This window comes from Mucilaginibacter gossypii, from assembly GCF_900100945.1.
GTDB lineage: Bacteria > Bacteroidota > Bacteroidia > Sphingobacteriales > Sphingobacteriaceae > Mucilaginibacter > Mucilaginibacter gossypii.
Genome location: NZ_FNCG01000002.1, coordinates 229,940 through 253,789 on the forward strand (window position 1 = coordinate 229,940; position 23,850 = coordinate 253,789).

General features: G+C 41.4%; 19 protein-coding genes. 10 read left to right on the plus strand and 9 right to left on the minus strand.

The window, feature by feature from the left end; all coding sequences use genetic code 11:
* Window positions 1-210: 210 nt before the first annotated feature.
* Window positions 211-2,454, minus strand: coding sequence for a sodium-translocating pyrophosphatase (locus BLS28_RS04380; RefSeq protein ID WP_091163077.1), 2,244 nt, complete (start codon window positions 2,452-2,454; stop codon window positions 211-213).
* 155 nt (window positions 2,455-2,609) lie between these two features.
* On the opposite strand from BLS28_RS04380, the gene BLS28_RS04385 reads away from it, so the two are divergent.
* The 4 genes from BLS28_RS04385 (at window position 2,610) to BLS28_RS04400 (ending at window position 6,405) form a co-directional block, all read left to right on the plus strand.
* On the plus strand, window positions 2,610-4,076 hold the full coding sequence (locus tag BLS28_RS04385; RefSeq protein WP_091163078.1) for an APC family permease: 1,467 nt from the start codon (window positions 2,610-2,612) through the stop codon (window positions 4,074-4,076).
* Window positions 4,054-5,460: a D-alanyl-D-alanine carboxypeptidase/D-alanyl-D-alanine endopeptidase gene (gene dacB, locus BLS28_RS04390; RefSeq protein ID WP_091163079.1), complete on the plus strand. Its 1,407-nt coding sequence runs from the start codon at window positions 4,054-4,056 to the stop codon at window positions 5,458-5,460. Before BLS28_RS04385 ends, dacB begins: the two co-directional genes overlap by 23 nt.
* A 68-nt stretch (window positions 5,461-5,528) precedes the next feature.
* Window positions 5,529-5,984: a hypothetical protein gene (locus BLS28_RS04395; RefSeq protein ID WP_091163080.1), complete on the plus strand. Its 456-nt coding sequence runs from the start codon at window positions 5,529-5,531 to the stop codon at window positions 5,982-5,984.
* Between the two features lie 25 nt (window positions 5,985-6,009).
* The gene (locus BLS28_RS04400; protein WP_091163081.1) at window positions 6,010-6,405 is read left to right on the plus strand and encodes a hypothetical protein; all 396 of its coding nucleotides are present in this window, start codon (window positions 6,010-6,012) and stop codon (window positions 6,403-6,405) included.
* 80 nt (window positions 6,406-6,485) lie between these two features.
* Here the strand turns inward: BLS28_RS04400 and BLS28_RS04405 are convergent, their stop codons facing one another.
* Both BLS28_RS04405 and BLS28_RS04410 read right to left on the minus strand, forming a co-directional pair.
* Entirely contained in the window at window positions 6,486-7,529 is a 1,044-nt protein-coding gene (locus tag BLS28_RS04405) for a response regulator (protein WP_091163082.1), read from the minus strand.
* Complete coding sequence (locus BLS28_RS04410) at window positions 7,526-8,713, minus strand: PAS domain-containing sensor histidine kinase (protein WP_091163083.1); 1,188 nt, start codon at window positions 8,711-8,713, stop codon at window positions 7,526-7,528. The genes BLS28_RS04405 and BLS28_RS04410 overlap by 4 nt, the downstream gene beginning before the upstream one ends.
* A gap of 186 nt (window positions 8,714-8,899) precedes the next feature.
* Here BLS28_RS04410 and BLS28_RS04415 point away from each other — a divergent pair, with 186 nt between their 5' ends.
* From BLS28_RS04415 to BLS28_RS04435, 5 genes are all read left to right on the plus strand, one after another.
* Window positions 8,900-10,141, plus strand: coding sequence for a YdcF family protein (locus BLS28_RS04415; RefSeq protein ID WP_091163084.1), 1,242 nt, complete (start codon window positions 8,900-8,902; stop codon window positions 10,139-10,141).
* A 71-nt stretch (window positions 10,142-10,212) separates the two neighbouring features.
* Window positions 10,213-11,091 (plus strand): hypothetical protein, encoded by an 879-nt coding sequence (locus BLS28_RS04420; RefSeq protein WP_091163085.1) that lies wholly within the window; start codon window positions 10,213-10,215, stop codon window positions 11,089-11,091.
* Between the two features lie 378 nt (window positions 11,092-11,469).
* A complete protein-coding gene (locus BLS28_RS04425; protein ID WP_091163086.1) occupies window positions 11,470-14,742 on the plus strand; it encodes a SusC/RagA family TonB-linked outer membrane protein in 3,273 nt (1,090 codons plus the stop codon).
* Window positions 14,743-14,766: 24 nt separating this feature from the next.
* The gene (locus BLS28_RS04430) at window positions 14,767-16,296 is read left to right on the plus strand and encodes a RagB/SusD family nutrient uptake outer membrane protein (RefSeq protein WP_091163087.1); all 1,530 of its coding nucleotides are present in this window, start codon (window positions 14,767-14,769) and stop codon (window positions 16,294-16,296) included.
* Window positions 16,297-16,544: 248 nt separating this feature from the next.
* Window positions 16,545-17,486, plus strand: a complete 942-nt coding sequence (locus BLS28_RS04435; protein WP_091163088.1) for a helix-turn-helix domain-containing protein — start codon at window positions 16,545-16,547, stop codon at window positions 17,484-17,486.
* A gap of 285 nt (window positions 17,487-17,771) precedes the next feature.
* On the opposite strand, the gene BLS28_RS04440 is transcribed toward BLS28_RS04435, so the two are convergent.
* The 5 genes from BLS28_RS04440 to BLS28_RS04460 form a co-directional block, all read right to left on the minus strand.
* Window positions 17,772-18,467 (minus strand): Crp/Fnr family transcriptional regulator, encoded by a 696-nt coding sequence (locus BLS28_RS04440; RefSeq protein ID WP_091163089.1) that lies wholly within the window; start codon window positions 18,465-18,467, stop codon window positions 17,772-17,774.
* Between the two features lie 270 nt (window positions 18,468-18,737).
* Window positions 18,738-19,385, minus strand: coding sequence for a response regulator transcription factor (locus BLS28_RS04445; protein WP_090523305.1), 648 nt, complete (start codon window positions 19,383-19,385; stop codon window positions 18,738-18,740).
* Window positions 19,386-19,411: 26 nt separating this feature from the next.
* The gene (locus BLS28_RS04450; RefSeq protein WP_091163090.1) at window positions 19,412-20,218 is read right to left on the minus strand and encodes a sensor histidine kinase; all 807 of its coding nucleotides are present in this window, start codon (window positions 20,216-20,218) and stop codon (window positions 19,412-19,414) included.
* Window positions 20,202-20,855, minus strand: a complete 654-nt coding sequence (locus tag BLS28_RS04455) for a hypothetical protein (protein ID WP_091163091.1) — start codon at window positions 20,853-20,855, stop codon at window positions 20,202-20,204. Before BLS28_RS04455 ends, BLS28_RS04450 begins: the two co-directional genes overlap by 17 nt.
* Window positions 20,856-20,890: 35 nt before the next feature.
* Window positions 20,891-21,439, minus strand: coding sequence for a hypothetical protein (locus BLS28_RS04460; RefSeq protein WP_143020689.1), 549 nt, complete (start codon window positions 21,437-21,439; stop codon window positions 20,891-20,893).
* A gap of 411 nt (window positions 21,440-21,850) precedes the next feature.
* Here BLS28_RS04460 and BLS28_RS04465 point away from each other — a divergent pair, with 411 nt between their 5' ends.
* Entirely contained in the window at window positions 21,851-22,399 is a 549-nt protein-coding gene (locus tag BLS28_RS04465; protein WP_091163093.1) for an inclusion body family protein, read from the plus strand.
* A gap of 101 nt (window positions 22,400-22,500) precedes the next feature.
* Here BLS28_RS04465 and BLS28_RS04470 read toward each other — a convergent pair whose 3' ends face one another.
* On the minus strand, window positions 22,501-23,661 hold the full coding sequence (locus BLS28_RS04470) for a hypothetical protein (protein ID WP_091163094.1): 1,161 nt from the start codon (window positions 23,659-23,661) through the stop codon (window positions 22,501-22,503).
* Window positions 23,662-23,850: the final 189 nt, after the last annotated feature.

The following is a 23,850-nucleotide window of genomic DNA, read 5'->3' on the forward strand; positions in this document are numbered from 1 at the left end:
GTGAAAGGTGAAAGGTGAAAGGTGAAAGGTGAAAGGTGAAAGGTGAAAGGTGAAAGGGATTATGTTAAATAGAGGTTCTCAAATCTCGTCTATGTTCTCCGCGGCCCGTTCTTATTAATAAACCGATAATCCGGCAAATCGTATAAATTCTGGTTCAAACAAAAAAAGCCGCCCTCAACAGGCGGCTCTCTTCATTAACTATAAAAGCTATTAAACGCTTTTCTCTGCTTTAACAACCACATGAATGCTCATAGGGTGTTTGTTCATTTCTTTTTGAATCCTGGCGCTGGTTGCAGCCGAATGGCTGTTCAGGTGCGGGGCAATAACCAGTGAAACTATCGACATTAACTTAATAAGGATGTTCATGGATGGGCCTGAAGTATCTTTAAACGGATCACCTACAGTATCACCTGTTACTGATGCTTTGTGCGGTTCCGATTTTTTGTAGAAGATCTCGCCATTGATATCGCAGCCTTTCTCAAATGATTTTTTGGCGTTGTCCCATGCACCACCTGCATTGCTTTGGAAAATCCCCATCAATACGCCCGATACGGTAACGCCTGCCAGCAAGCCGCCTAACACTTCGGGGCCAAAGGCAAAACCGATGATGATAGGGGTGATCAGCGCGATTAAACCAGGGGCAACCATTTCGCGGATAGATGCTTTGGTAGATATGGCCACGCATTTTTCGTATTCTGGTTTACCCTCGTAAGTCATGATACCCGGAATTTCGCGGAACTGGCGCCTAACTTCTTCTACCATGGCCATGGCGGCCCTGCCCACGGCTGCTATCGCCAAGGCAGAAAAAATGAATGGAATCATTCCGCCAACAAACAGACCTGCCAATACATTGGCTTTATAAATATCAATATGTTCAATGCCTGCAACGCCCACAAAAGCCGCAAATAAGGCTAATGAAGTTAATGCTGCTGAAGCAATGGCAAAACCTTTACCTGTAGCGGCTGTAGTGTTACCAACAGCGTCCAGGTTATCGGTACGGTGGCGTACTTCTTCGGGCAGGCGGCTCATTTCGGCAATACCGCCGGCATTATCCGCAATAGGCCCAAAAGCATCTATCGCCAGCTGCATGGCCGTTGTTGCCATCATACCGGCGGCGGCGATAGCTACACCATATAAACCGGCAAAGTAATATGACCCGTAAATACCCGATGCCAAAACAAGGATAGGCAGTACAGTTGATTCCATACCTACAGATAAACCGCCGATGATATTGGTAGCGTGACCGGTTGACGACTGCCTGATAATGCTCAATACCGGGCGTTTACCCATGGCGGTGTAGTACTCGGTTATAATCGACATTAAAGTACCTACTACGAGGCCAACCAATATCGATCCAAAAACACCGTTTTTTGTAAAAGGTATCACGTCAGTTTTTACTACCCCGTTAACTTCATCACGTACCATGTGAAATTCGTCCGAAGGTAACATCCATTGAACAACAAAATAAGTAGCTACAGCAGTTAGTATAATTGATGCCCAGTTACCTATGTTCAATGCTTTTTGCACACTGTCGGTTTCTGATTTGATTTTCACCATAGCCGCGCCCACTATCGAAAATATCAAGCCAAGGCCGGCAATTACCATTGGCAGCAATACGGGGGCAATACCACCGAATTTATCGTGTGATACGATTTCACGGCCCAGCACCATAGTAGCCAGCATAGTAGCTACATATGAGCCAAAAAGGTCGGCACCCATACCTGCAACATCGCCTACGTTATCACCTACGTTATCGGCAATGGTGGCCGGGTTGCGCACGTCATCCTCGGGGATACCGGCTTCAACTTTACCAACAAGGTCAGCACCTACGTCGGCCGCTTTGGTGTAAATGCCACCGCCAACACGGGCAAACAGCGCTATGGATTCTGCACCTAATGAAAAACCGGCTAAAACGTCAAGCGCTTTTGCCATGGCTTCGCCGTTAACACTGCTGCCTGCTACTTTAACAACATAAAACTGATAAAAAACAATAAAAAGCGATCCTAAACCAATAATAGCCAAACCGGCCACACCCAGGCCCATTACGGTTCCGCCGGTAAACGATACTTTTAAAGCTTGTGCCAAACTGGTCCGTGCGGCCTGTGTGGTTCGTACGTTAGCTTTGGTAGCAATACGCATCCCCAGATAACCTGCAAAGGCAGATAGAAACGCGCCTATCAGAAATGATATGGCAATAACAGGACTTGAAGTAGCAACCGTTGTGCCCGACCATGCCAGCAAAATACCGGCAACCACAACAAATCCGCCTAATATTTTCCATTCGGCACGTAAAAAGGCCATAGCGCCATCTGCAATGTAACCGGCAAGCATGGCCATGTCGCCGTCACCGGCGTTTTGTTTGGTAACCCAGGCGGCTTTAATAGCCATAACAAGGATCCCGATAAGCCCCAAAACAGGAATTAAATAAATTAAATAATTGTTCAGAAAATCCATATCACAAATTTGGTTTAATAAAGTAGTACTGCTTGGTTTAACAGTGTGTAATAACAATTGGTGATTGCAAAATAGTAATTTTATTTATTTACTATAGTGATCGTTAATATTAAAGTTTTTTGAATAGTTTAGAGATTTAAACCCTAAAACAATATATGGCGAAAAACTCATCGCAACCAAAAATGAAACATGAGCTTAGCTTGCTGGACGGTACCATGCTGGTATCAGGATCCATGATAGGCTCAGGTATTTTTATTGTTAGTGCAGATATTACCCGTAACGTTGGCTCGGCTGGCTGGCTGATAGCTATCTGGGTTATCACCGGTTTCATGACCCTTACCGCGGCCCTAAGTTATGGCGAATTGAGCGGTATGTTTCCCAAAGCTGGTGGCCAATATGTATATTTAAAGGAGGCTTACAACAAGCTCGTCGCTTTTTTATATGGTTGGAGCTTTTTTGCAGTGATCCAAACGGGCACTATCGCGGCGGTGGGGGTGGCTTTCAGTAAATTCACCGCCTATTTAATACCTGCTTTTAGCGAGGATAATATATTATGGAAGTTGCAAACCGGGGCAACATCAACGGGTGATGCGAAGTTTTTTGCTATAAGTGCCGCCCAGGTGGTATCTATTATATTGATCATTATCCTTACTTATGTAAATACCCGCGGGGTAAAGGGCGGAAAGGTTATTCAAACCGTTTTTACTTTAACCAAGCTTATCAGTCTTTTTGGTCTTATAATTTTTGGCCTTTTTGCTTTTAAAGCAGATATATGGCATGCCAACTGGACAAACGCGTGGGATTTGCATAACCTAAATAAAGACGGCAGCATTACTACTCTCACCACAGGTACAGCACTTGGCGCTATTGCCGCAGCCATGGTTGGTTCTATCTTTAGTAGCGATGCCTGGAATAGTGTGACCTTTGTTGCCGGCGAAATGAAGAACCCGAAACGCGACGTTGCTTTAAGTATGATGTGGGGTACTATCATTGTGACTTTTATTTACGTGATGGCCAATGTGGTCTACACTGGCGTATTGTCATTACATGAAATTACTGTTGCCGATAAGGATAGGGTGGCTGTAGCTGCTTCACACGTTATTTTTGGTAACGTGGGCACTTACATAATTGCCCTTATGATCATGGTGTCAACGTTTGGCTGTAATAACGGTTTGATCCTTTCGGGGGCGAGGGTTTATTACACTATGGCCAAAGATGGTCTGTTTTTCAAGAAAACAGGCAGCCTGAATAAATTTGGTGTGCCACAGTTTGGTTTATGGATCCAGTGCGTAGTTGCCTCGTTACTTTGTCTGAGTGGTCGTTATGGCGATTTGCTGGATATGATCTCATTTGTGGTAGTGGTATTTTATGTACTGACTATATTGGGCATATTTATTTTACGTGCTAAACTCCCTGATGCCGAACGTCCTTATAAAGCTATAGGTTATCCCATTTTGCCTGCACTTTACATTGTCATGGGGATTGCATTTTGTATTTTGTTGCTTGTTTATAAACAAAGCTTTACACTTATCGGGCTCGGAATTGTGCTTATAGGTTTACCGATATATTATATTTCGCAACGGAACGTTAAAAAACAGGATGAGGCGCTTACTGGTAATTAGTTTTTTATTTATAGGAGAGTCTGTTGCGGCGCAAACGCTTCAGCAAAAAATATCAAATGCTTTTGGGAGGTTGCAGGCGGATAGCCAGTGCAATTATGCTTCAGTATCATTAACCGTACTTGATGCCAAAACCGGGGAACAGGTGTTTGGCGGTAACCCTAACATGGGTTTGGCTACCGCTTCAACGCTTAAAACCATTACCAGTATTACGGCTTTTAATATTTTAGGTCCCGATTTTCAATATCAAACGCAATTAGGTTATACCGGCGAGATTGGGGCCGATGGCACCCTGACCGGAGATATCATCATTAAAGGTGCTGGCGATCCAACCCTGGGCAGCTGGCGTTATGAGCAAACCAAAGAGGGGCGTGTAATAGCCCTTATGGCCGATGCCCTGCAAAAGGCCGGGATCAAAAAAGTTAACGGCCGCATCATTGGCGATGACAGCATCTTCGGTACACAATCCATCCCCGAAGGCTGGATCTGGCAGGACATCGGTAACTATTACGGAGCCGGTACATCGGGTCTTTGCTGGCGCGAAAATCAATTTGATATAAAGCTGCGTACGGGTGCGGTTGGTAGCCAAGTTGGCATATCGCGTACTATTCCGCTGATGCCATACCTTGCATTTAAAAGCGAGTTGACAAATGGTTCTGCCGGATCAGGCGATAATGCTTATGCTTTTTTACCGGTTGACAGTAAAGTAATATATCTGCGTGGTACTTATGCCATTGATCAGGATAAGAAAAGTATTTCGGCGGCCTTACCCGATGCTGCTTATGATGCTGCGTTGCGGCTCAATGATACGCTGAGGGGTTTAGGTATCATTATCGGTAATGAGCCGGAATCAGCCAATACGTTGAGCGCTAAAAACCTGCCATTGCCTGTAATTGCTAAAAATCTGGCAACTATATCATCACCAACTTTAAGCAAAATAGTTTACTGGCTTAATCAGAAAAGTATTAACCTTTACGCTGAGCAACTGCTCAAAACCATAGCCTGGAAACAGGGACGCAAGCCTACAACGGCAAATGGTGTGGATGAGGTACAAAAGTTTTGGGCGGCCAAAGGTATAGATACCCGCAGCATGAATATTTACGACGGCAGCGGCCTTTCGCCCGGTGACAGGGTAACTACGTTAACGCTGGCCCGCATCCTGCAATCGGCAAAGAAGGAAAGCTGGTTTGCTGATTTTTATACAAGTCTGCCGGTTTATAATGATATGAAAATGAAAAGCGGTAGCATCAACAATGTGTTGTGCTATGCCGGTTATCAAACCAAAAACGGGCGAGAGCTTTGTTTTTCTATCATGGTTAATAATTTCAGCGGCCCGAGCCGTGGTATAAAGGAGAAAATGTTCAGGGTGTTGGATGAATTGAAGTAGTAAGAGTTTACAGGAATAATTTTGATGATTTGACGTTATATAGTGAACTTAATACTATAAACCTCATCATGAAAATATTAACCTTAGCTCCCCACAAACCTATTACCTACGCTCCTGGATTAATTAGCCTGGTTTTACTTCCTGTGCTTTGCGTGCTTTTCTTTCACCAGCATAAAGTGTTTACACAACGGAACTGCATTGATTTGGTAATGTTTGATCCTTCGTGGCCCAAACTGACACCTTCAGAACATAAGGTTAGTTTTCCGCCCGATAGAAGTTTTATCGATGTTAACCTCAATGGAGATCCTGCGAGTGACAGGTCATTGCTTGACTTTGCCCGTATGGAGATCCGTACCATGCTTAAAACCAGGAATACCACGCTTGGCATACGCTTTCATTTTGGCAATAAATCGCGATATTGGACATATGTGAATGCGCTTGATATTTGTTATACTGAAAAGGTGCAGTCATGGATGGCTTATCAGGATTATATTTACGTTGTATATGTAAAACCCCGATATTAGTACAAGTTGAAGAACATATAAACCAATGAAAAAACTCAATATCCTTTTACTTGTGATAGCATCATTCGTTGCCTGCAAAAGCAAAACCAGCTCAAATGATGATGTCCAGTCCATCAAATTTAAGTTCACAGAGCTTGGCCGCGAAACTCAGTTCAGGATCACCTGCGATAAGTTTGATTATTACTTCCCCGAAGGGAAAGAAAAAAACTTTAACAAAAAGCCGGGAATTGATAGTGTTATGCAATTGCTAACCGGTATGAAGATGGTGAGTGACGGTACAGAACCGGACGTGCGCGGGAAGATCTATATTACACACACTACCAAAACCGTTGATACCGTATGTGTTGGCGCTAAAGCACTCAGCTACAAAGGTACAACTTATGAAACGCCACAGGAGCTGTTGGTGTTGATACAAAAATAGGTTGCACAGGGGTGCAAATGGTTTGTTGTAATCAAATCATTACTTAGGGAATGAGCAGGATCATCTAAAAATAGCAGCGGTCAGTTTTTCATTTTGGCCAGCCGTTCGGGCGAAAGCACGGTGATCTGGCTTCCTTTTTTATCGATTAGGTTTTCATCTTTAAAATCGGTAAGGGTACGGCTCACAGTTTCAGTTGCCACACCGGCCATAGCAGCAAGGTCTTCCCGCGAAATTTTGAAATCCCCACCCTGCTGTTTATGCAGTCGCACCAGGGTATCGGCCATCCTTTTCCGTACTGAGTTATACGCAAGCTGCAATAATTGCTCTTCCCGGTCGCGGATATGATTAGAAAGCAGTTTGATAAACTCACGCGCAATATCAGGGTATAAATTGAGCAAGTTGTCTAATTGATCTTTAGGGATCAGGCACAGATGGCTGTCCTCCATGGCGGTCGCTGTGTCGATATAAGCCTCGTTCGAAAGTAGAGCATTTACGCCAAGGTATTCCTCGGCAGAGTGGATGGCGGTCATCAACTCACGGCCATCGTTTGCCAGTTTAACGGTTTTAACCCTGCCTTTCAATATCAGGTACAAGCCATTTCCCTTATCACCATCATAATAAATTACCTGGTCTTTTTTAAACAGGCGTACCTTGCGTTCGCCAATAATACGTTTAAGTTCAGCGAGACCGCTGTTCTTCGATACAATTGAATTTAGGTTTTCGAGCGATTGACTATAAAAGCATTGCTGGGCAGTTTTTTTCCTGAGCCTGCTTTCAATGGCGTTCAGCAGTTCAATATCATCAAAAGGCTTGGTTAAGTAATCATCGGCACCCATTTCCATACCTTTACGTTGGTCAATCCGTTCGGCCTTTGCGGTTAAAAATATAAAAGGTATGGCGGCAGTTTCGGGATTTTTATTCAGCATAAATAAAACGCCATAACCATCAAGTTCGGGCATCATGATATCGCAAAGTATTACATCGGGCAGGTTGTTAACGGCCAGTTCAATACCGGTTTTACCATTATCGGCTTCAAATACCGTGTAACCGGCCAGCCCCAGTATTTCTACCACGTTTTCGCGGATATCGTTGTTATCTTCGATGATAAGGATTTTTTGGTTCATGATGCGGGAAATGAAATGGTGAATGAAGTACCCTCGTTTACGTTACTTTGAAAATCAACCCTGCCGTTCATAAGGGCAGTGTACCGGGCCACAATATTAAGGCCTAAACCGGTACCCGCGATATTGCCTGTATTGTGCGCTCTGAAAAATGCCTCAAATAAATGCTTCTGGTCGCTTTCGGGAATGCCTATGCCATTATCTTTTACAGTAATGGAACAGCCGGAAGCATTTATTTCGGTACTAAATTCAATAAAACTGTCCTCGCCCGAATATTTGATGGCGTTTGTGATGAGGTTGATGATGCAGTTTTTGAGCAGATTAATATCGAGGTAAACCATACTATCTGTACCTGTATGCTGATAAAGGATATTTTGGTTTTGCTTGGCCATAATCTGCATTTCTTCAGTTAGCTCTTCGGCCAGCTTAACCAGGTCAAACCTGGTGTATGATGGTTCAATACGCCCGGCTTCCAGTTTTTCGAGCGAGAGAAAATCATTCAGAATGGTAGTGAGGTTGCCAACGGCGTTTTTGATTTTATTAACATGCTTGCTGATCTGCAGGCTGTGCAAAGGCTCGGCATATTTATCAATGAGCGAGGCTGATAATTGAACAGCGCTTAGCGGCGTACGAAACTCATGCGATGCCATGGATACAAAACGGCTTTTCAATTGCCCCAGTTCTTTCTCTTTCTCGAGAGACTGGCTTACTTCCTCCTTGGTTTTTTGCAGTTCAACAACAAATTGTTTCAAGGAGAGGGTGCGTTCCTCTACCACCTCCTCCAGGTGTGATGTGTATTCCTTCAGCTTATCTTCAGCTTCCTTCTCACGGCTAAGGTCGTGTATAAAGCCGGCATATATTTTACGTCCCGAAAAATTTACGTCACTAACCCCAAGTCTGAACGGGAATTGGGTGCCGTCTTTACGCAAGCCTGTTACTTCACGACCTATACCAATGATATGTGGTTTACCGGTAGTTTGATATCGATTGATGTAATGATCATGCTCCTGCCTGTAAGGCTGGGGCATCAGCATCGATACATTTTTTCCGATAACTTCATGAGGTTCATATTGAAATAACTTGCAGGCCGATGGGTTAATAGATTCGACAATCCCCCGTTCATCGATAGTAATAATGCCATCGATAGCATTTTCAATAATCGCTTTTAATAAGGCAGCATTTTCCATAGATGAGGTTTGAGATATTTATCTGCTTTTGCAAATATCAAATTTGATATGGATTTTTTACACCTAAAGATGGTATATCTTAATTAAAATTAAAATTAGGCCTTTTTTGTAAGAGGAAAGTTACCGGTAGTTAACTTTGAGTTTATCTGCTTAGGCGTTATTTGCGCCTTGTTAAAAAACAGCTCAATGAAAAAACTCCTGCTACTAACTATGCTTGGATTAGGTGGTTTAAGCGCCTTTGCACAAACCCAGGCCCCTGTTAAAAATGCCCCGACAGATTATGTAAAGATTAAAAACTACGGCCTGCTGACTTTATTTGAGCAGGATGCCGAAGTAAGCAATTTACTTAAAAACGATCCTGAACTGGCACAGCTCACTCAGAAAAAGCTAAGCGCCCTTAGCACTTCTCTTACTGATTGTAAAGACGCGGCGTGCTTAGTAACTGCGGTAAAACTAACTGATGAGGACATCAAAACCGTAAGCGACCGGCTTGCAGCACTATATAAAACAGGTAACGCGTTTGACAGGATGGTTAAATCGAAACTGATCCCATCGGGCCTTTATAGCTTGTATAAAAAACTATCGCCAGAGCAATTGCTTATAAAAGCATGGGAGCAGGACGCAGGTAGTATTAATTACACTATTGGCATTTATGCTGAAGGCAAAAAGCCTAACTATCCGCAAATAGATTCTATTAGCTATAATGTTAAAGCGAGGGCATATTATACCCTGATGTATGATGCTTCCGCTACATTGTTGGGTGATATTAAAGGAACAAAGCTGTTTTTTGAACCCGCTACGCAGGCAGCCCTGCTTTATCTGCAGATCAACGAAAGGCAGGATCCAGCCAATTACGAGCCTATGGAGTTAGGTAGCAATAAGGCTGCCGTAACCCGTATCAAAACCATTAAATGGGCCGATTATCCTTATTCAAATATTCTTGTACCCGGCGCTGGTCCGGATAATTTAACATCGCCATTGAGCGGTGAGGGGATGCTGCGCTGCAGACTGGCGGTACAGGAATATAAGGCAGGCAAAGCGCCGTTTATCATTGTATCGGGCGGCAATGTGCATCCATATAAAACAAAGTATAATGAAGCCGAGGAAATGAAAGTTTATTTAGTAAAAACCCTTCACATTCCTGAAAATGCGATCATCATTGAACCTCATGCACGTCATACCACAACAAATATGCGTAACAGCGCGAGACTGCTTTATAAATATGGTATCCCTGCCGATAAGCCCGGAATTGTGGTAACCGATAAATCACAAACCGATTTTATAATGAATATGGATGCCCGCTGCCAAAAGGAACTGAACTATGTGCCATATAAACTGGCCAAGCGTAACTCCGAAACCGAAGTTGAATATTACCCGGTAGAAGAAGCCAAACAAATTGATCCTGACGAACCCCTTGACCCTCGTTAAGAAAGCCGAAAGCGGAATGAGCAAAGCTTAAAGCTGTGGTCTGATCATTCATGTAATATTTTATTAAACTAATGCAAAAACTTACTTTAACTATGGTAGCTGCTGTTTTAGGTATCGGCAGCATCACCACCGGTACCATTGATCATAAGCTTAACCGGGCCATAACTATCGACTCGTTGGGCGCCTGCCAGGGTATTTCATACCAAAATGGTCGCATATTTTTATATGGCGACAGGGAAGTTGGAATGATCCGGGAGTTTAAGTTGGAAAATGATAGCCTGGTATATCTGCATAAGGAATATAAGCTAACCCAAAACGGGCAGGATATTATTAACCACCCTACCGGCATAGCCTATAACAATGATAGAGGCCCAACCTTTATAGGCAACTCTATCCGATTGAATGCGGCGGGTAGCCAGTGGAGAGCGGTTATTTATAATGTAAACTGGAAAGGCTTGCTTAAAACCGGTACGCTTGATGGTAACTTAATTAATACCATTGAGGATGATGCCTGTATCCAGGGCACCCGTCCGGAATATGTAAAGTATAATAATAAGTGGTATGTAGCCACTGCAGATTATGGTGATCACGGCAACGAAGTGCGTTTATACGACCCTGAAAAGCTGGCCAAAGCCAAAAGCACGAAGGAACCTGGTGTGCTTTACAAAAAATTTACGTGTACACCCTGGGTACAAAATCTGTTTTGGAAGGCTGATAAAGGCGTTTTAGTATTGATCCAGAATAAGCTTGAGGGCAGGCAATGGCGGCTTACTTATGTTGATCTTAAAAAATCAATAGAGGCCGGTAAACAGGTGGTGCTAAGCCAGGTTGATGGTATTGACAGAGGCGATGAGTTGGAAGGTTTTTCCCTGCTCGGTGGTGGTGAGAAAGGGATAGCCGTAACCTCCTCACGGAAAAATAACGTGAATTTTACCACTACTTCATGGTAGTGTTAAAAAACGGGCTAAAGCAAAAAAATCTGCAAATAGGCAAGTATTTTTCTATTTTTTGTTTAATGTAAATTTAACACTAAGGTATCCTTTGGTTAAGATAACAGGTTTAGCTTTGCTGTCATTATTACAATATTAATAACTTTATATTAATATTATTTAATGATAACGCAATAATAATTATTAAATTATTAATCTTTGGCTCATGTCTTTAAAAATATCGCCTATGTAACATAACTTCAACTTAACATCGGGCCCGGCGATAAAACTAAGAACCGGTGAATGCGCTAACACTCACCCGGTCCGGGATAATTGTCAAATAACTCAAAAGCGGTCCAAGGCTTTAAGTCATTTCTTTCAACAATCAATTTTAAAAATATGAATAAAAAGATTAACCCAAATCTTTTGAGCAGGTTTTTTTTAATTCCTGTATTGTTTTTACTGGTTTTGCTAAAACCTTTTATCTCAAATGCTTCGGTAAAAAATATAGTATATAACGCAACCCAAATCACGGGTATTGTTACCGACGAAACTAATCTTCCGTTACCCGGTGTATCAGTTCGGATCAAAGGGACTGATAAGGGTACCGCAACTAACACAAACGGTAAATATACCATCTCGGTCGAAGAAGGCGCCATGCTGGTTTTTAACTTTATTGGTTATGAGCAGCAGGAAATAACTGTTGGCGGTTCATCAACCATTAACGTTAAGATGAAACCAAAGTCAAACATGCTTAATGAGGTGGTGGCCATCGGTTACCAGTCTATTCGTAAAAGTGATGTTACCGGTTCTATTGCCAGCGTTAAAGCCAGTGATCTTAATCTTTCTGCTCCTTCATTGGGGCAGGCCCTTGCTGGTAAGGTATCAGGTGTACAAGTGTCTCAAACCAGCGGTGCACCTTATACAAGCACTAAAATCAGGGTAAGGGGCGTTGGCTCATTCAATGCCAGCTCTGATCCCCTATATGTAATTGACGGTTATCCGGCCGGTAATGATATCTTCATTAACCCTGATGACATCGAAAGCATCGACATTTTGAAAGATGCTGCATCTGCCGCTATCTACGGTTCACGCGCATCTGGCGGTGTAGTATTGATCACTACCAAAAAAGGTAAAGAAGGTAAAGGCCGTTTTGAATATGATGTACAGACCGGCGTTGATCAGCTTGCCCACAAAGTAAAATTGCTTGATGCCGATCAGGCAGCACTGCTGGTTATCGACGGACGTAACAACGCTTATCATGACCTTTGGGTTAATTCAGGCCATACCTGGAACGATGCCATGTATTCGGATAACAACGTAACCCGCGTTACTAACGTTGGTAACTCGGGCAGTGTGAGCATTCCTAACGGCTTATATGATTTTGCTTCACAAACCCCTATTAAACAAACAGTACATACCGATTGGCAGGACGAGCTTTACCGCAACACGTTTTTCCAGAAACATACCTTGTCTTTTTCAGGAGCATCGAATGGTATTCGTTATTATGTAAGCGGTGCGTATCAAAACCAGCCAGGTATTATTCAATCAACAGGTCAGCAACGTGTTAACTTTCGTACAAATATTGATGGTGATGTAAGTAAACGTATTCATATTGGTGCAAACATAGCTTATACTCAAAACACCAACCAGGAAACACAAGAAGGCCGCTTTGATCATAGCCCAATCCTTGGCGCCTTGATTTATATGCCTTACCTGCCTGCTTATAATGCTGATGGTACTTTACAAACAAACGTTGAAGCTGCCGGTTCATCACAATACGGCTATCAGAGCATCGAAAATCCTGTAGCACTTGCCGAGCGTATTAAAATTAATAGAAAGGGTTACCGTAATACTTATAATGCAAACGTTACTTATAATATTTTGCCTGGTTTTAATTTTAAAACTAACCTTGGTACACAAACCTATACCGAAAAATACGATTACTACTACCCAACCACGATAAGCAGTGGTGCGTTCCCTCCGGGATCTCAGCAGTCAATACTGGCGGCCAATGCACAGGCATCAAACCTTGTTAACGTTGACAGGCTGGCTGAGTTTACGTTGAATTATACCAAACAATTTGGTAAACACCACTTTGATGCGTTAGCCGGTTACACTGCGCAAAAAACAACCAGCGATTACATCAGTGTAAAAGCAAACGGTTTTCAGAGTGATTATGTACCAGAACTTTCAGGTAAAGGTGCCGATGCAGCCTTCTTTAGTTTAAACTCGGCTTCTAAAAGTACTTATACGTTATTGTCATATCTTGGTCGTGCAAACTACAACTGTGCGGGTAAATATTTCTTAACCGCATCGTTTCGTGCCGATGGTTCTTCTCGTTTCGGACCGGCAAATAAATACGGTTATTTCCCTTCTGTGGCCACAGGCTGGAACCTTTCTGACGAGTCTTTCTATCACAATTTCCTTGGCGAACAGTCAACAGTTAAGATTCGTGCAAGCTGGGGTAAAAGTGGTAACTTCAATATCCCTAACTACGCTATCGCACAAACCCTGGCCAGCCCGGTTGGTGCAGTGTTAAACGGTGGTATTGCTACTGCTACATACGCCGGCGGTTTAAAGGATCCTAAGCTAAGCTGGGAAACAACCTCACAATATAACTTTGGTGCCGATATTGGTTTATTTAACGGCCGTTTACAGGTTATCGCCAACTATTACTTAAGTTATTCATATAACCTTTTGTACAATCAGCCAATTTCGGCAATATCCGGCAGTACTACTATCTTAACTAATCTGCACGACTCAAGGATCCGTAATACCGGTTTTGACTTGCAGTTAGATGGTAAGATAATTAATACAAAGGATTTTACATTTGGCGCGAGCGGTAATATTTCATTAAACCGCAACAAAGTAGTTAAACTGCCTGCTCAAAATACCCTCATCATCAACGGTGCCGAGCGTTCATACCTTACCAGTATAACTACCCAGGGCCAGCCTATCGGTATGTTCTACGGTTTCCAGGTTGGTGGTATAATCAACGCTTCTAACTATGGTAAAACTGCTCCATCAGCTTCTCAAACCAACCCTGCCAAAATTGGCGACCTTTGGTTTGTTGATACCAATAAAGACGGTGTTGTGAATGATGCTGATAAAACCATTATCGGTTCACCATATGCTAAATTTACTTACGGCTTCGCCCTTAACAGCACTTACAAACGTTTTGACTTCGGTGCTTCATTCAACGGTTCTTATGGTAATAAGATACTTGACGGGCAGGATTATTATTTGTACAATGGGGAAGGTTCCGGTAACCAGTATGCTAATGTTGCACAACGTTATCGTAACGAAGCTGAACCAGGGGACGGTTCATTTTACCGTGCTTCACGTGCCGGTACGCAAAGTAACAGTACCCGTTTATCAACTTTTTACCTGCAAAGCGGCTCATATCTGCGTTGTACCAACCTTACTTTAGGTTATACCTTGCCTGCCTTCCTGCAGCAAACTTTAGGCCTGAGCAAAGCACGCGTTTTTGCCAGCGTTGTGAACGCATTTACCATCACCAAGTATAAAGGTTATAACCCAGATGTGGATTATAATTATTCAGGCGCTGCTTCAAACAATACTCAGCCTGCCAATCTGGCCCCAGGTATCGATTATGGTACTTACCCGCTGGTTAGATCTTATAACTTAGGTGTTAATGTTACTTTTTAATGAATTTTTTAAAGAGATATTGAGATGAATAAAAAATTTGTAGCCATTGCCTGCCTTGCAGTTGCAGTGGCGATAAGCCCGTCTTGTAAAAAAGACTTTTTAAATGAGAGTGACCCCAACGCTATAACGGTTGATGCCAGCTATAAAACCCCTAATGATGTGTTACTGGCTGTAAACGGTATTTATCAATCGTTACGCAGTGGCAATAATGTAGGCGAAAGCAGTGATTTGTGGACAGATCAGCGTTCGGATGACACCGGTACTCAGGATAACCAGTCAAACGCAGGCGAACCTTTTCAGTTTGGTAATTTTTCGATACTGCCAAGCAATACCTATCTTAAAAATCATTGGGTATCGCTTTATGGTACTGTTACCCGCGCTAACGTGGTGTTGTCGCATATTGATGCTGTGCCGTTTCCGGATAATAGTGTAAAGTTGCAATACATTGCCGAAGCCAAATTTTTACGTGCATTTACTTATTTTGAATTGGTGCGCCTTTGGGGGGATGTACCGTTGGTTACTAAGCAATTATCTTATGCTGAATTGCCTGCAGCTACTTTCCGCGAAAAGCAAGCTGTTGTTTATCAACAGATAGTGGCCGATCTGACAGATGTTATCAATAACAGCCCGCTCCCTAACCTGCAAGCTTCTACCGGCAGAGCCTCAAAAGCGGCTGCTAATTTCCTGTTGGGTCAGGTGTACCTTACTATGGCAACTACCCAGGATCAGGCTAACCGTACAACTAACCTTACCAATGCCAAAACATATCTAATGAATGCTTATAATATGCGTACTTTTGGCACGCTAAACAGCATCCCTTATACTGATGTTTTTGATGTCGCAAAAAAAACAACATGTCCGGAGTTAATCTTCCAGATAGTAAATATTCAGGGTGATGTTAATTATAGCTCTTCAATTGCGGCTAATTTCCAGGCGAAGGGTGAGACTATCAACTCGCAAAAAAAATCATCAGGTGCTGGTTATAATGTTACTCATGATTTGATTAATGAGTATGAAACCAACGATCCCCGCATGACTTTCTCTGTTAAATATGCCAATGATCCTATTGTGAAAGACTGGTTTGTTACTAAATTCAGGGATGTGAGCACCAGCGCCGGCGTAAATGGCTACGGCGGTAACGACTGGATCCTGATGCGCTATGCTGATGTGATCCTTTCCCTGGCCGAAGTTAATAACTACCTTGGCGACCAGGCTGCTGCTATCGGCTTCCTTGACCAGGTACGCACACGTGCAGGTATGCCAACTTATGCTGTATCAATGACTAACAGTGATTATGCCACCAAATACCCAACATTAAAGCTGGCTATTTTGCATGAGCGCCGTGTTGAGCTTGCTTTTGAGCATCACCGCTGGTACGATTTGTTGCGTACCTTTAACGATGCAGATCTGGTAGCTTACTTCAAAGCAAAAAAACAAACTGATTTTGGTTTGGCTTCATTGGCAAACTTTACCACTAAAGATCGTTATTACCCGATTCCGTTTGATGAGTACAAACTTGACCCTGTTAAGATGTACCAAAACCCGGGTTATTAATACTGGTATTATATAGAAGGAAGCCGCCTCGTAAGTCAATTATGAGGCGGCTTCTTTTATCATCTGTTAATAGGTATTTATCAAATTCAAATAACATTTCTGTTATGTATTAAGTTTGTTTTGCCTCCGGAAAATATAAAGTGTTGATCTACTGCAAACTTTTGTTTGAGTTTTGTAAGAACTGATTTACCAGAAGCAAATAGTGATGTAGTTATCATTAAGTTTGTGTAGCTCATCAAAGCAAAAAAATGAAAACGGTAACAGTAGAAGATTTTTATAAAAAGGCCGCCGAGCGTACCAACTGCACGGTGGGAGACCTGCTTCCGGCTGATATCAACAAGGAGATAGGGCATTTTAATGTATTTAACCTTAGCGACATCATCGCTATAGTAAAAAAAGACCCTACCCATGTGCCTTACAATCGCAGGCTATATTACAAGATAAACCTGGTAAGGGGCCGAAACATAGCTGAGTATGCTGATAAGGTGATCGATATTGAAAAAAATGCGCTGGTATTTGGTACCCCAAAAATCCCTTACAGTTGGAAACCACAGGATATGGAACAGTCTGGCTATTTCTGTATTTTTACTGATGAATTTTTGGTGCAATCAAAAAGTGGGGTAATATTGGATTCATTGCCTATTTTTAGTCCCGGAGGGTGCCCTGTGTTTATGCTTACTGATGGACAAGCAGAGGAGATCACACTTGTTTTTAGGAAGATGCAGCAGGAAATAGCATCAGACTATCTGTACAAGTATGATCTGATCAGAAATTATGTGCTGGAATTGATTCACTATGGCCAAAAATTGCAGCCTTTTACCAATTATAATAACAGTCATAATGCATCTGCAAGGGTATCATCCCTGTTTATTGAGCTGCTTGAAAGGCAATTTCCAATAGCGTCACCCGATCAAAAGGTGATCCTGCGTACTGCTAAAGACTATGCCGACAGGCTCGCTGTTCATAGTAACCATCTCAATAAGGTATTAAAAGAAAGCACCGGAAAAACAACCACCGAACATATAGCCAACAGGCTCATCCAGGAGGCCCGCATCCTGCTCAAACAAACCGACTGGAATATATCGGAAATAGCCTATAGCCTGGGCTTCGGGCAGTTGTCGCATTTTTCAAACTTCTTTAAAAAGCAAACATCGTTATCGCCGGTTGAAGTACGGAATTTGGTTGGGTGAGGGCTGGCTGCCGATAATTATCTAAATGTGAAAAATGATTGTCGTTAATTTAAAGAGAAGCTGAGCCTATATAAAAAATCGTTGATCATTTGAACGACAGATTAAATGAATTTACCTTGAATAATGGGTATAGGTTTGACAGGGGTGAAGCTAATGATTATGAATAATATCGCAATCGACACAAATATTCTGCTTTACGCCTCATGATTTTTATCCCAAAAAAGCTAAAAATAATAAACCCATTTAAGGCAAAAGGATAATAATATTTCGAAGTAATTATCCCATTTACAACTCATCATCCTGAGTTAAAAGAAAAAGTTTATCATGATTGATAATACTGATCTTTTTGCCATTTGTGCTAATCAGTTTTTCCTGTAACAACTCGTTAACTACCCTGAAAACGGTTTCGTAAGTGGCGCCGGCGTATGAGGCCAGGTCCTGCCGGGTAAGTTCTACATCAATATGGCCTTCCGGGTTTGTACCAAACTGATTTTTGAGGCTTATGAGTGCCTGGGCAACGCGGCCCTTTACCGGCATATGCGCGAGATTACGCATTTTGCGTTCAGCCTCCTGCAGTTCGTCGGCAAAAAATAACATTAGCTGGTAGGTAAACTGAGGGTTTACTTTTAAAGTAGCTTCAAAAAACTCCATATCAATGTAGCATATAATACCTGCTTCCAACGCTGTTGCCGAAATAGGGTAGTGGGTGGCATGTTTACCCAACACACGGTGACCAAAAATGGCACCCTTATTGGCAAAGCGAATAATAAGTTCTTTATCCGGCCCCCATTTTTTATGAACTTTTACATTGCCTTCATAAACAAAGTAAATTCCTTTCACCGGGTCGCCTTCACTGAAAATAACCTGTCCTTTTTTTACATTAAAGTTTTTTTTGTTGGCTGCAATTGCAGGCAGCCACTCTTTTATACAGCCCTTACATAAAAGACAGGTTTGATTATCGCACTGGATATTTCTTTTCATTCAAATCTTGATCAATCAGTCAACGTTTTGTTGTAAAAATATCAATGAAAATTGTATTTTTTATCAAAACAATGAATTTTAATTGATGAATTTTTCTATAATTATTGGTTTATATGATTTTAACAATGATAAATCATGTTTTTTGTTAAGCGAAAAGATTAATTATGCTTTTTAAGGTTTGTTTTAAGCGTTTATTTTGTGTGTTTATTAATAAACGGAATCTTGTTTTAAGGGGATGTGCAAAATGCGATGGCTAATTTTAAAAAAGCCTCATATTATCCCATTCTTTACAGCAAACATTACCAGCCCTGCGGTATTTCGTACGCCCACCTTATCTATCAGGCGCTGCCTGATCCCTTCAACCGAGCGCGGACTAAGGAATAGTTGTTTGCCCATTTCATTGGCAGTTTTTTCGGCACAAATTAATTTCAGTACATCCTGTTCCCGTTCGGTGAGTTCAACGCCTTCTTTAAAGGATGGTTTGATATTACCTTTTATCACCAATTTCTTTAAAAGTGCGTTGCTTACTATATTGTTAAAGTAATAGCCTGTTTCGTGTACCGAATATATCGCTTTCCTGATTTCTTCAGCTTCTGCGTTCTTTAGCAGATACCCGTTGGCGCCAATCTCCATTAAATGAATTACGAACTTTTCGTCATCGTACATCGTCACCACTAAAATTTTCATATCAGGATACTTCTTTTTAATGTGTTTGGTAGCTTCCATGCCATCCATAACAGGCATTTTAAGGTCCATGATAATTACATCGGGCATATTGGTTTCAATGCCTTTTATCAGGTCTTCACCATCGCCGGCCTCAAGCATTACTTCCAGGTTCTCATCCTGGGTAAGTCCAATTTTGAGGCCGTCCCTGTATATGGTATAATCATCGGCTATGGCAATTTTAATAGGTTTCATCGCCTTATTTTTGATTGTTATAATGGTTAAATAGTAATCGTTCGGGGGATGCTGATATTAATGTAGTATCCCTCGGGCTTGTGATTGAATGATACCTCGCCTTTCAGCAAAATGATGCGGGTTTGGATAGCTTTGAGGCCAAGGCCCTGTTTATTAAACTTCAGTTCTTCATATTGTGCATGGCTAAGCCCCTTCCCATTATGAAAAATACTAATGTTTAAAGCATCGTGGTTATAAGTTGATGTGATATGTATTTTTTTAGGTCTGGCATGTTTAAGTATATTGTTCATTAACTCCTGCACCATGCGGTATATGCTAATATCATTTTCATTAGCCTGGGTTGTATATGAATCATCAAGATCGGTGGTAATAAATATGAGGTCGTTATTTGTTATTTTCTCAACAAAATGCCTGATTGCTTCATTTAGCCCGAACTCTTTCAGAATACTGGAGTGCAAATTGTGCGAAATACCACGCACCTGTTTAATGGCCATGTCAAGCAGCTCCTGTCCTTTTTCATACCTCGGCTCATTGTTTTTATCAATAACGTTGATCTTTACTCCTTGTAGATGCAGCTTTGATGCCGATAAAATGGCGCCCACTTCATCATGCAGCTCTTCGGCAATACGATGACGTTCAGTTTCTTCACTGCGCACAGCTGCCTCTATCAACTGGTTTTGCTGGGTTTGATGCAGCCTTTGTATTTTTTGCTGATACTGGTATTTCTTACGCTGAAAAAATATAAAAATGAGCAATATACTTGCGAATAAGGAAAGCATAACCGCAATGCCCATAAAGAGCAGGAGCCTGATATCATCATTCGTTTGTTTCATATAACCCTTTCGCTATAAATACACATAAAATGGTATACGTGAAATTGTGGATGTTCCACAGGTTTATGGCAAAATTGTGCAGGCGTATTGTGAGTTCATTGTATAACAAAAAAATAAAAAAATTTACAGTGTAGTAAATACCCAGGCCGGTTACTATCCAAAAGTCGGGCTGTTTCTTACCGGGTTCTTCATCGTCGGTTATTTTAAACAGGTAATACTGCATACAATAAAACATCATAATTACCGCCTCAAATGATAGTAATCTGCTGCTCAATTGTCCGTAATCAAAAAAATTTTGATAAAAGCTGAAATTGATAAGTACAAACCCTAAAAAAATATAAGGCGCTATCCTTTTTGTTTTGGACAAAAACTGCTGGTTTAACTTTATAAAAAAAGAGCTAAATAATAACACCCTGATTATGGAGTGTATATTATACAGATAATTATTGGTGTTGTATGGATGCGGTAAAATGGTTTTAAGCTTCCATATGGCGTCAATAGTTACATTAATTGCCAGCGCTGTCCATAAATATATAACAACAGGTTTGTTAAAAGCAGGTTGTTTTTTCTTCAAACAAAGAATGGCCAGGGGAATGAGCAACGCCCAAACCTCCGACCAGTCAGATATACCTTTCATTAGCTGTTCCACTTTGCAGCAGTTTTGTAACGCTATTACATTTTTGCCGGAGGTGATGGATTTGAATCAACATTCCCGGTGTCTGAGTCGCGGTAATCAATAGGTACACCGTTTTTTATAAGGCTGATGGCGTATACAAGGTGCTGGTTGGAAGCTATGATCTTAGGAGTAAAAACCAGGAAGTCATAATCACGTTTTTTTCCGCTATCGGTTGAGATAATTGCCATAATAGCTTTTTTGGTTAGATACGTATTGCCTAAAACCACCGGGCCGGTTAAGTTAACCAGTGTATCTTTTGTAATAGCCAGTGTATCGGGATGCATGGGGTTAAGATAGCCTCCGGCTGTATCCAGAATATATGATACGAGCTGATATGGCTTTTTAACATCATCAACTTGGGGGCTGTAAAACTGAAAAACAAAATTGTCAGTTTTGGCCGAGTCGAGCCAGTGATTAACCTGTGTAGCGGTGTACTTTACCTGGGCAAATTTGCTAGCCTGCCTGCATGAAGTCATGGCAAAAAACAAGCAAATAGTAATCGCGGCAGCGATCGGTCTGAATAAGTTAAAAGGTCGTTTTTTCATGATATAATAGGTTTAATATGCAGGTAATATAGTTGTATTATTTGTATTTTATGTTGGTAATAATAAATTATATAAGTGAGAAATTATTTATACTACTGTGAAAAAATTTCTCACTAATTATTTATTGTTCGCTTCGTTTTCTGCTGATTTTCCTATACCGCAAAGTTAGTAGGTGTGAAATAGTGTGAAAGGGTGTTTTTATGGTTTGTATACGTATAAATACTTATTTTTTTTATTCGGTATTTTTTCTCTAATAAGCCTGTTTAAATAAGCGGAGGTTTGTATTGTGATAAGCGAATAAGAAAAACCGGTTAAGAAGCGCCTCGGTTCTGTTCGCTCTGATCAAAGGAGCTAACCCGAAAATCCTTTAAAGAGTAGGGACATTTATTTATCCTAATAACCTTTTTAGTCATGGCAATTAACAGTGAATTTGTCTCCACCTCGCAGGAGATCATCAACATCCAGGTAGTTATTGATACCGATGCAATTACTACCGATTATCCAAACCCAAGTCAGGATCCTAACAATCCAACAGGTTTGCCGCATAACTATATGTATATGGTTGCTACCCGCGGTAATACCATGACCGGATCTGGCGGCGCCGACCTTAACATCAAAGCTGATGTAGGTGATGTTATACGCTGGTATGCAGTATCAGAGTACGGTAACTTTGATTCGGCTGTAGTTATTTACAAGTTAGCATGGTATGCGCAGGATGTAGTATTTGATGGTGAAACTTTCAATGTATATACGCGCACAGGCATTTTGCCAATTAATGGTACCGCTATTCCGGTTGGCTTTTCTACTCAAAATTTTTGGTTTAACCAGGCTACTGTAATTAGCAAAGGCACCGAACAATACAACGTGCAGTTTGCACTTTATGTGCGCCAGCGGGGCGTTGATAATCCGGTATTATTTGGTTACTATTACTGGGACCCAACCGTTACCGTACAAAGCTAATCCAGCTTAAACCCGAATTAAAAGAACAGGCACAAGCCCGGTTTATCATCAAATGATACCAGACTTGTGCCTGATTTCCATTAAACGGCTTTAAAGCTTTTTTATTTGGTTTTACCACTACCTCCTTTACTGTCATCTCCCTCGGGTTGGTCGGTTGGTTTTTCATTTCCAACGGTAGTTGAATCATGTTGCTCTGTTGGCTGGTCTTTGGTTGGTTCGGTAGCCTTTAACCCGGCATAAGTGCCAGCACTGATACCCATCATCAGCAATATATTGTTATCAAAATCGGGAAGTAGATTTGATGATACGGTTTTTTGTATAAAAATTAGCCCGAACAGGATATTGAACAGCACGTTTTGAAGGCGCTGGATATTGATGCTGGTCCTGTCAGATAGGATATCGTGAAAAAAGCCTTCACTATGTGCTTTAGGATCAATCTCCGTTTTGGTTTTTTGGTCATTTTCGATAACCTTGCCCGTAGCCATAGTTGCAGCGCTAATGCCCAGGATAGCCAGCAGTGAGCCTGGGATATCAGGAAGTGCCCCCGTTTCATTACATATATACAGGTAGGTGACCGAAAAAATGACCGTCCAATAAAGAAGTTGTGTGCGGCTCAGACTGTAGTATAAATTGCTGTCATCTTTTAAAATATTGTTTTTTAAGCCCATAGCCAGGAAGCCGGCCATAATAGCGGCCATTATCCATACCCAAACCCGGTTTATTTTCTGTTTAACCTCAAGTTGTGTTTTTATTAATCCTTTGGTTATGTAGCCACCTGAATAGCCCACCGAAAAATAAACCGGGATGCGGGCTTTATCGATGGATTTGCTGGCTAAAAACTGTACGGCCAGGTTCTGTACCGACTCGTCTATTTTGAAATACACGATCTTTTCGTAGTCGTTATTACTCCAAAAAGCAGTTTCTCCTACTTTGATATCGTCAACATACAGGGTTTTGAACGAATCGATTGGGAGTGTGGTTTTGAGCCTGATAGCGATGATCTCATTTAACCTGGCCGAATCTTTTCTTCCGCTTAGGTTGTAAATATTTAATATAGAATCAGGAAGAAGGGCTTTAGTTACTGAATCTTTTTTAACCCTGTTATTTTTTACACTATCGGGGTTTGCAGGCTGAGCATGAACTGCTTCAGAGAAAGCAAGAATAAAAAAAACAGCTGTAAATAGTTTAAAAACTTGTTTTTTTAAACAGGGGTTTAGTAACAGCAGTGAAGCTATTACAGCTAAGCATAACAGGAAGGCCATCGGTTTAATAATTGTTGCCTACTCTTTGATCCCTTTTTCGGCACACAGGTATTACTGGTAATCAAATTTAAATTAATTGCTGAACAAAATGAATACCTAATATCAGGTATTTTTATTTTTAATTAATTGGTAATAAGTTAATTGCAGTATTGTTGGCTGCTTTTTATTAATAGTGATTTTTAATGTAAA

Bases quoted from the DNA above. Each gene is read 5' to 3' on its own strand.
- BLS28_RS04455 (WP_091163091.1), bottom strand. From the start codon at position 20,855: ATGAAAGGTATATCTGACTGGTCGGAGGTTTGGGCGTTGCTCATTCCC.
- BLS28_RS04440 (WP_091163089.1), bottom strand. From the start codon at position 18,467: ATGAAAAGAAATATCCAGTGCGATAATCAAACCTGTCTTTTATGTAAG.
- BLS28_RS04415 (WP_091163084.1), top strand. From the start codon at position 8,900: ATGAAAAAACTCCTGCTACTAACTATGCTTGGATTAGGTGGTTTAAGC.
- BLS28_RS04435 (WP_091163088.1), top strand. From the start codon at position 16,545: ATGAAAACGGTAACAGTAGAAGATTTTTATAAAAAGGCCGCCGAGCGT.
- BLS28_RS04430 (WP_091163087.1), top strand. From the start codon at position 14,767: ATGAATAAAAAATTTGTAGCCATTGCCTGCCTTGCAGTTGCAGTGGCG.
- BLS28_RS04425 (WP_091163086.1), top strand. From the start codon at position 11,470: ATGAATAAAAAGATTAACCCAAATCTTTTGAGCAGGTTTTTTTTAATT.
- BLS28_RS04395 (WP_091163080.1), top strand. From the start codon at position 5,529: ATGAAAATATTAACCTTAGCTCCCCACAAACCTATTACCTACGCTCCT.
- BLS28_RS04460 (WP_143020689.1), bottom strand. From the start codon at position 21,439: ATGAAAAAACGACCTTTTAACTTATTCAGACCGATCGCTGCCGCGATT.
- BLS28_RS04465 (WP_091163093.1), top strand. From the start codon at position 21,851: ATGGCAATTAACAGTGAATTTGTCTCCACCTCGCAGGAGATCATCAAC.
- BLS28_RS04385 (WP_091163078.1), top strand. From the start codon at position 2,610: ATGGCGAAAAACTCATCGCAACCAAAAATGAAACATGAGCTTAGCTTG.
- BLS28_RS04410 (WP_091163083.1), bottom strand. From the start codon at position 8,713: ATGGAAAATGCTGCCTTATTAAAAGCGATTATTGAAAATGCTATCGAT.
- BLS28_RS04380 (WP_091163077.1), bottom strand. From the start codon at position 2,454: ATGGATTTTCTGAACAATTATTTAATTTATTTAATTCCTGTTTTGGGG.
- BLS28_RS04445 (WP_090523305.1), bottom strand. From the start codon at position 19,385: ATGAAACCTATTAAAATTGCCATAGCCGATGATTATACCATATACAGG.
- BLS28_RS04450 (WP_091163090.1), bottom strand. From the start codon at position 20,218: ATGAAACAAACGAATGATGATATCAGGCTCCTGCTCTTTATGGGCATT.
- BLS28_RS04400 (WP_091163081.1), top strand. From the start codon at position 6,010: ATGAAAAAACTCAATATCCTTTTACTTGTGATAGCATCATTCGTTGCC.
- BLS28_RS04405 (WP_091163082.1), bottom strand. From the start codon at position 7,529: ATGAACCAAAAAATCCTTATCATCGAAGATAACAACGATATCCGCGAA.
- BLS28_RS04470 (WP_091163094.1), bottom strand. From the start codon at position 23,661: ATGGCCTTCCTGTTATGCTTAGCTGTAATAGCTTCACTGCTGTTACTA.
- dacB (WP_091163079.1), top strand. From the start codon at position 4,054: ATGAGGCGCTTACTGGTAATTAGTTTTTTATTTATAGGAGAGTCTGTT.
- BLS28_RS04420 (WP_091163085.1), top strand. From the start codon at position 10,213: ATGCAAAAACTTACTTTAACTATGGTAGCTGCTGTTTTAGGTATCGGC.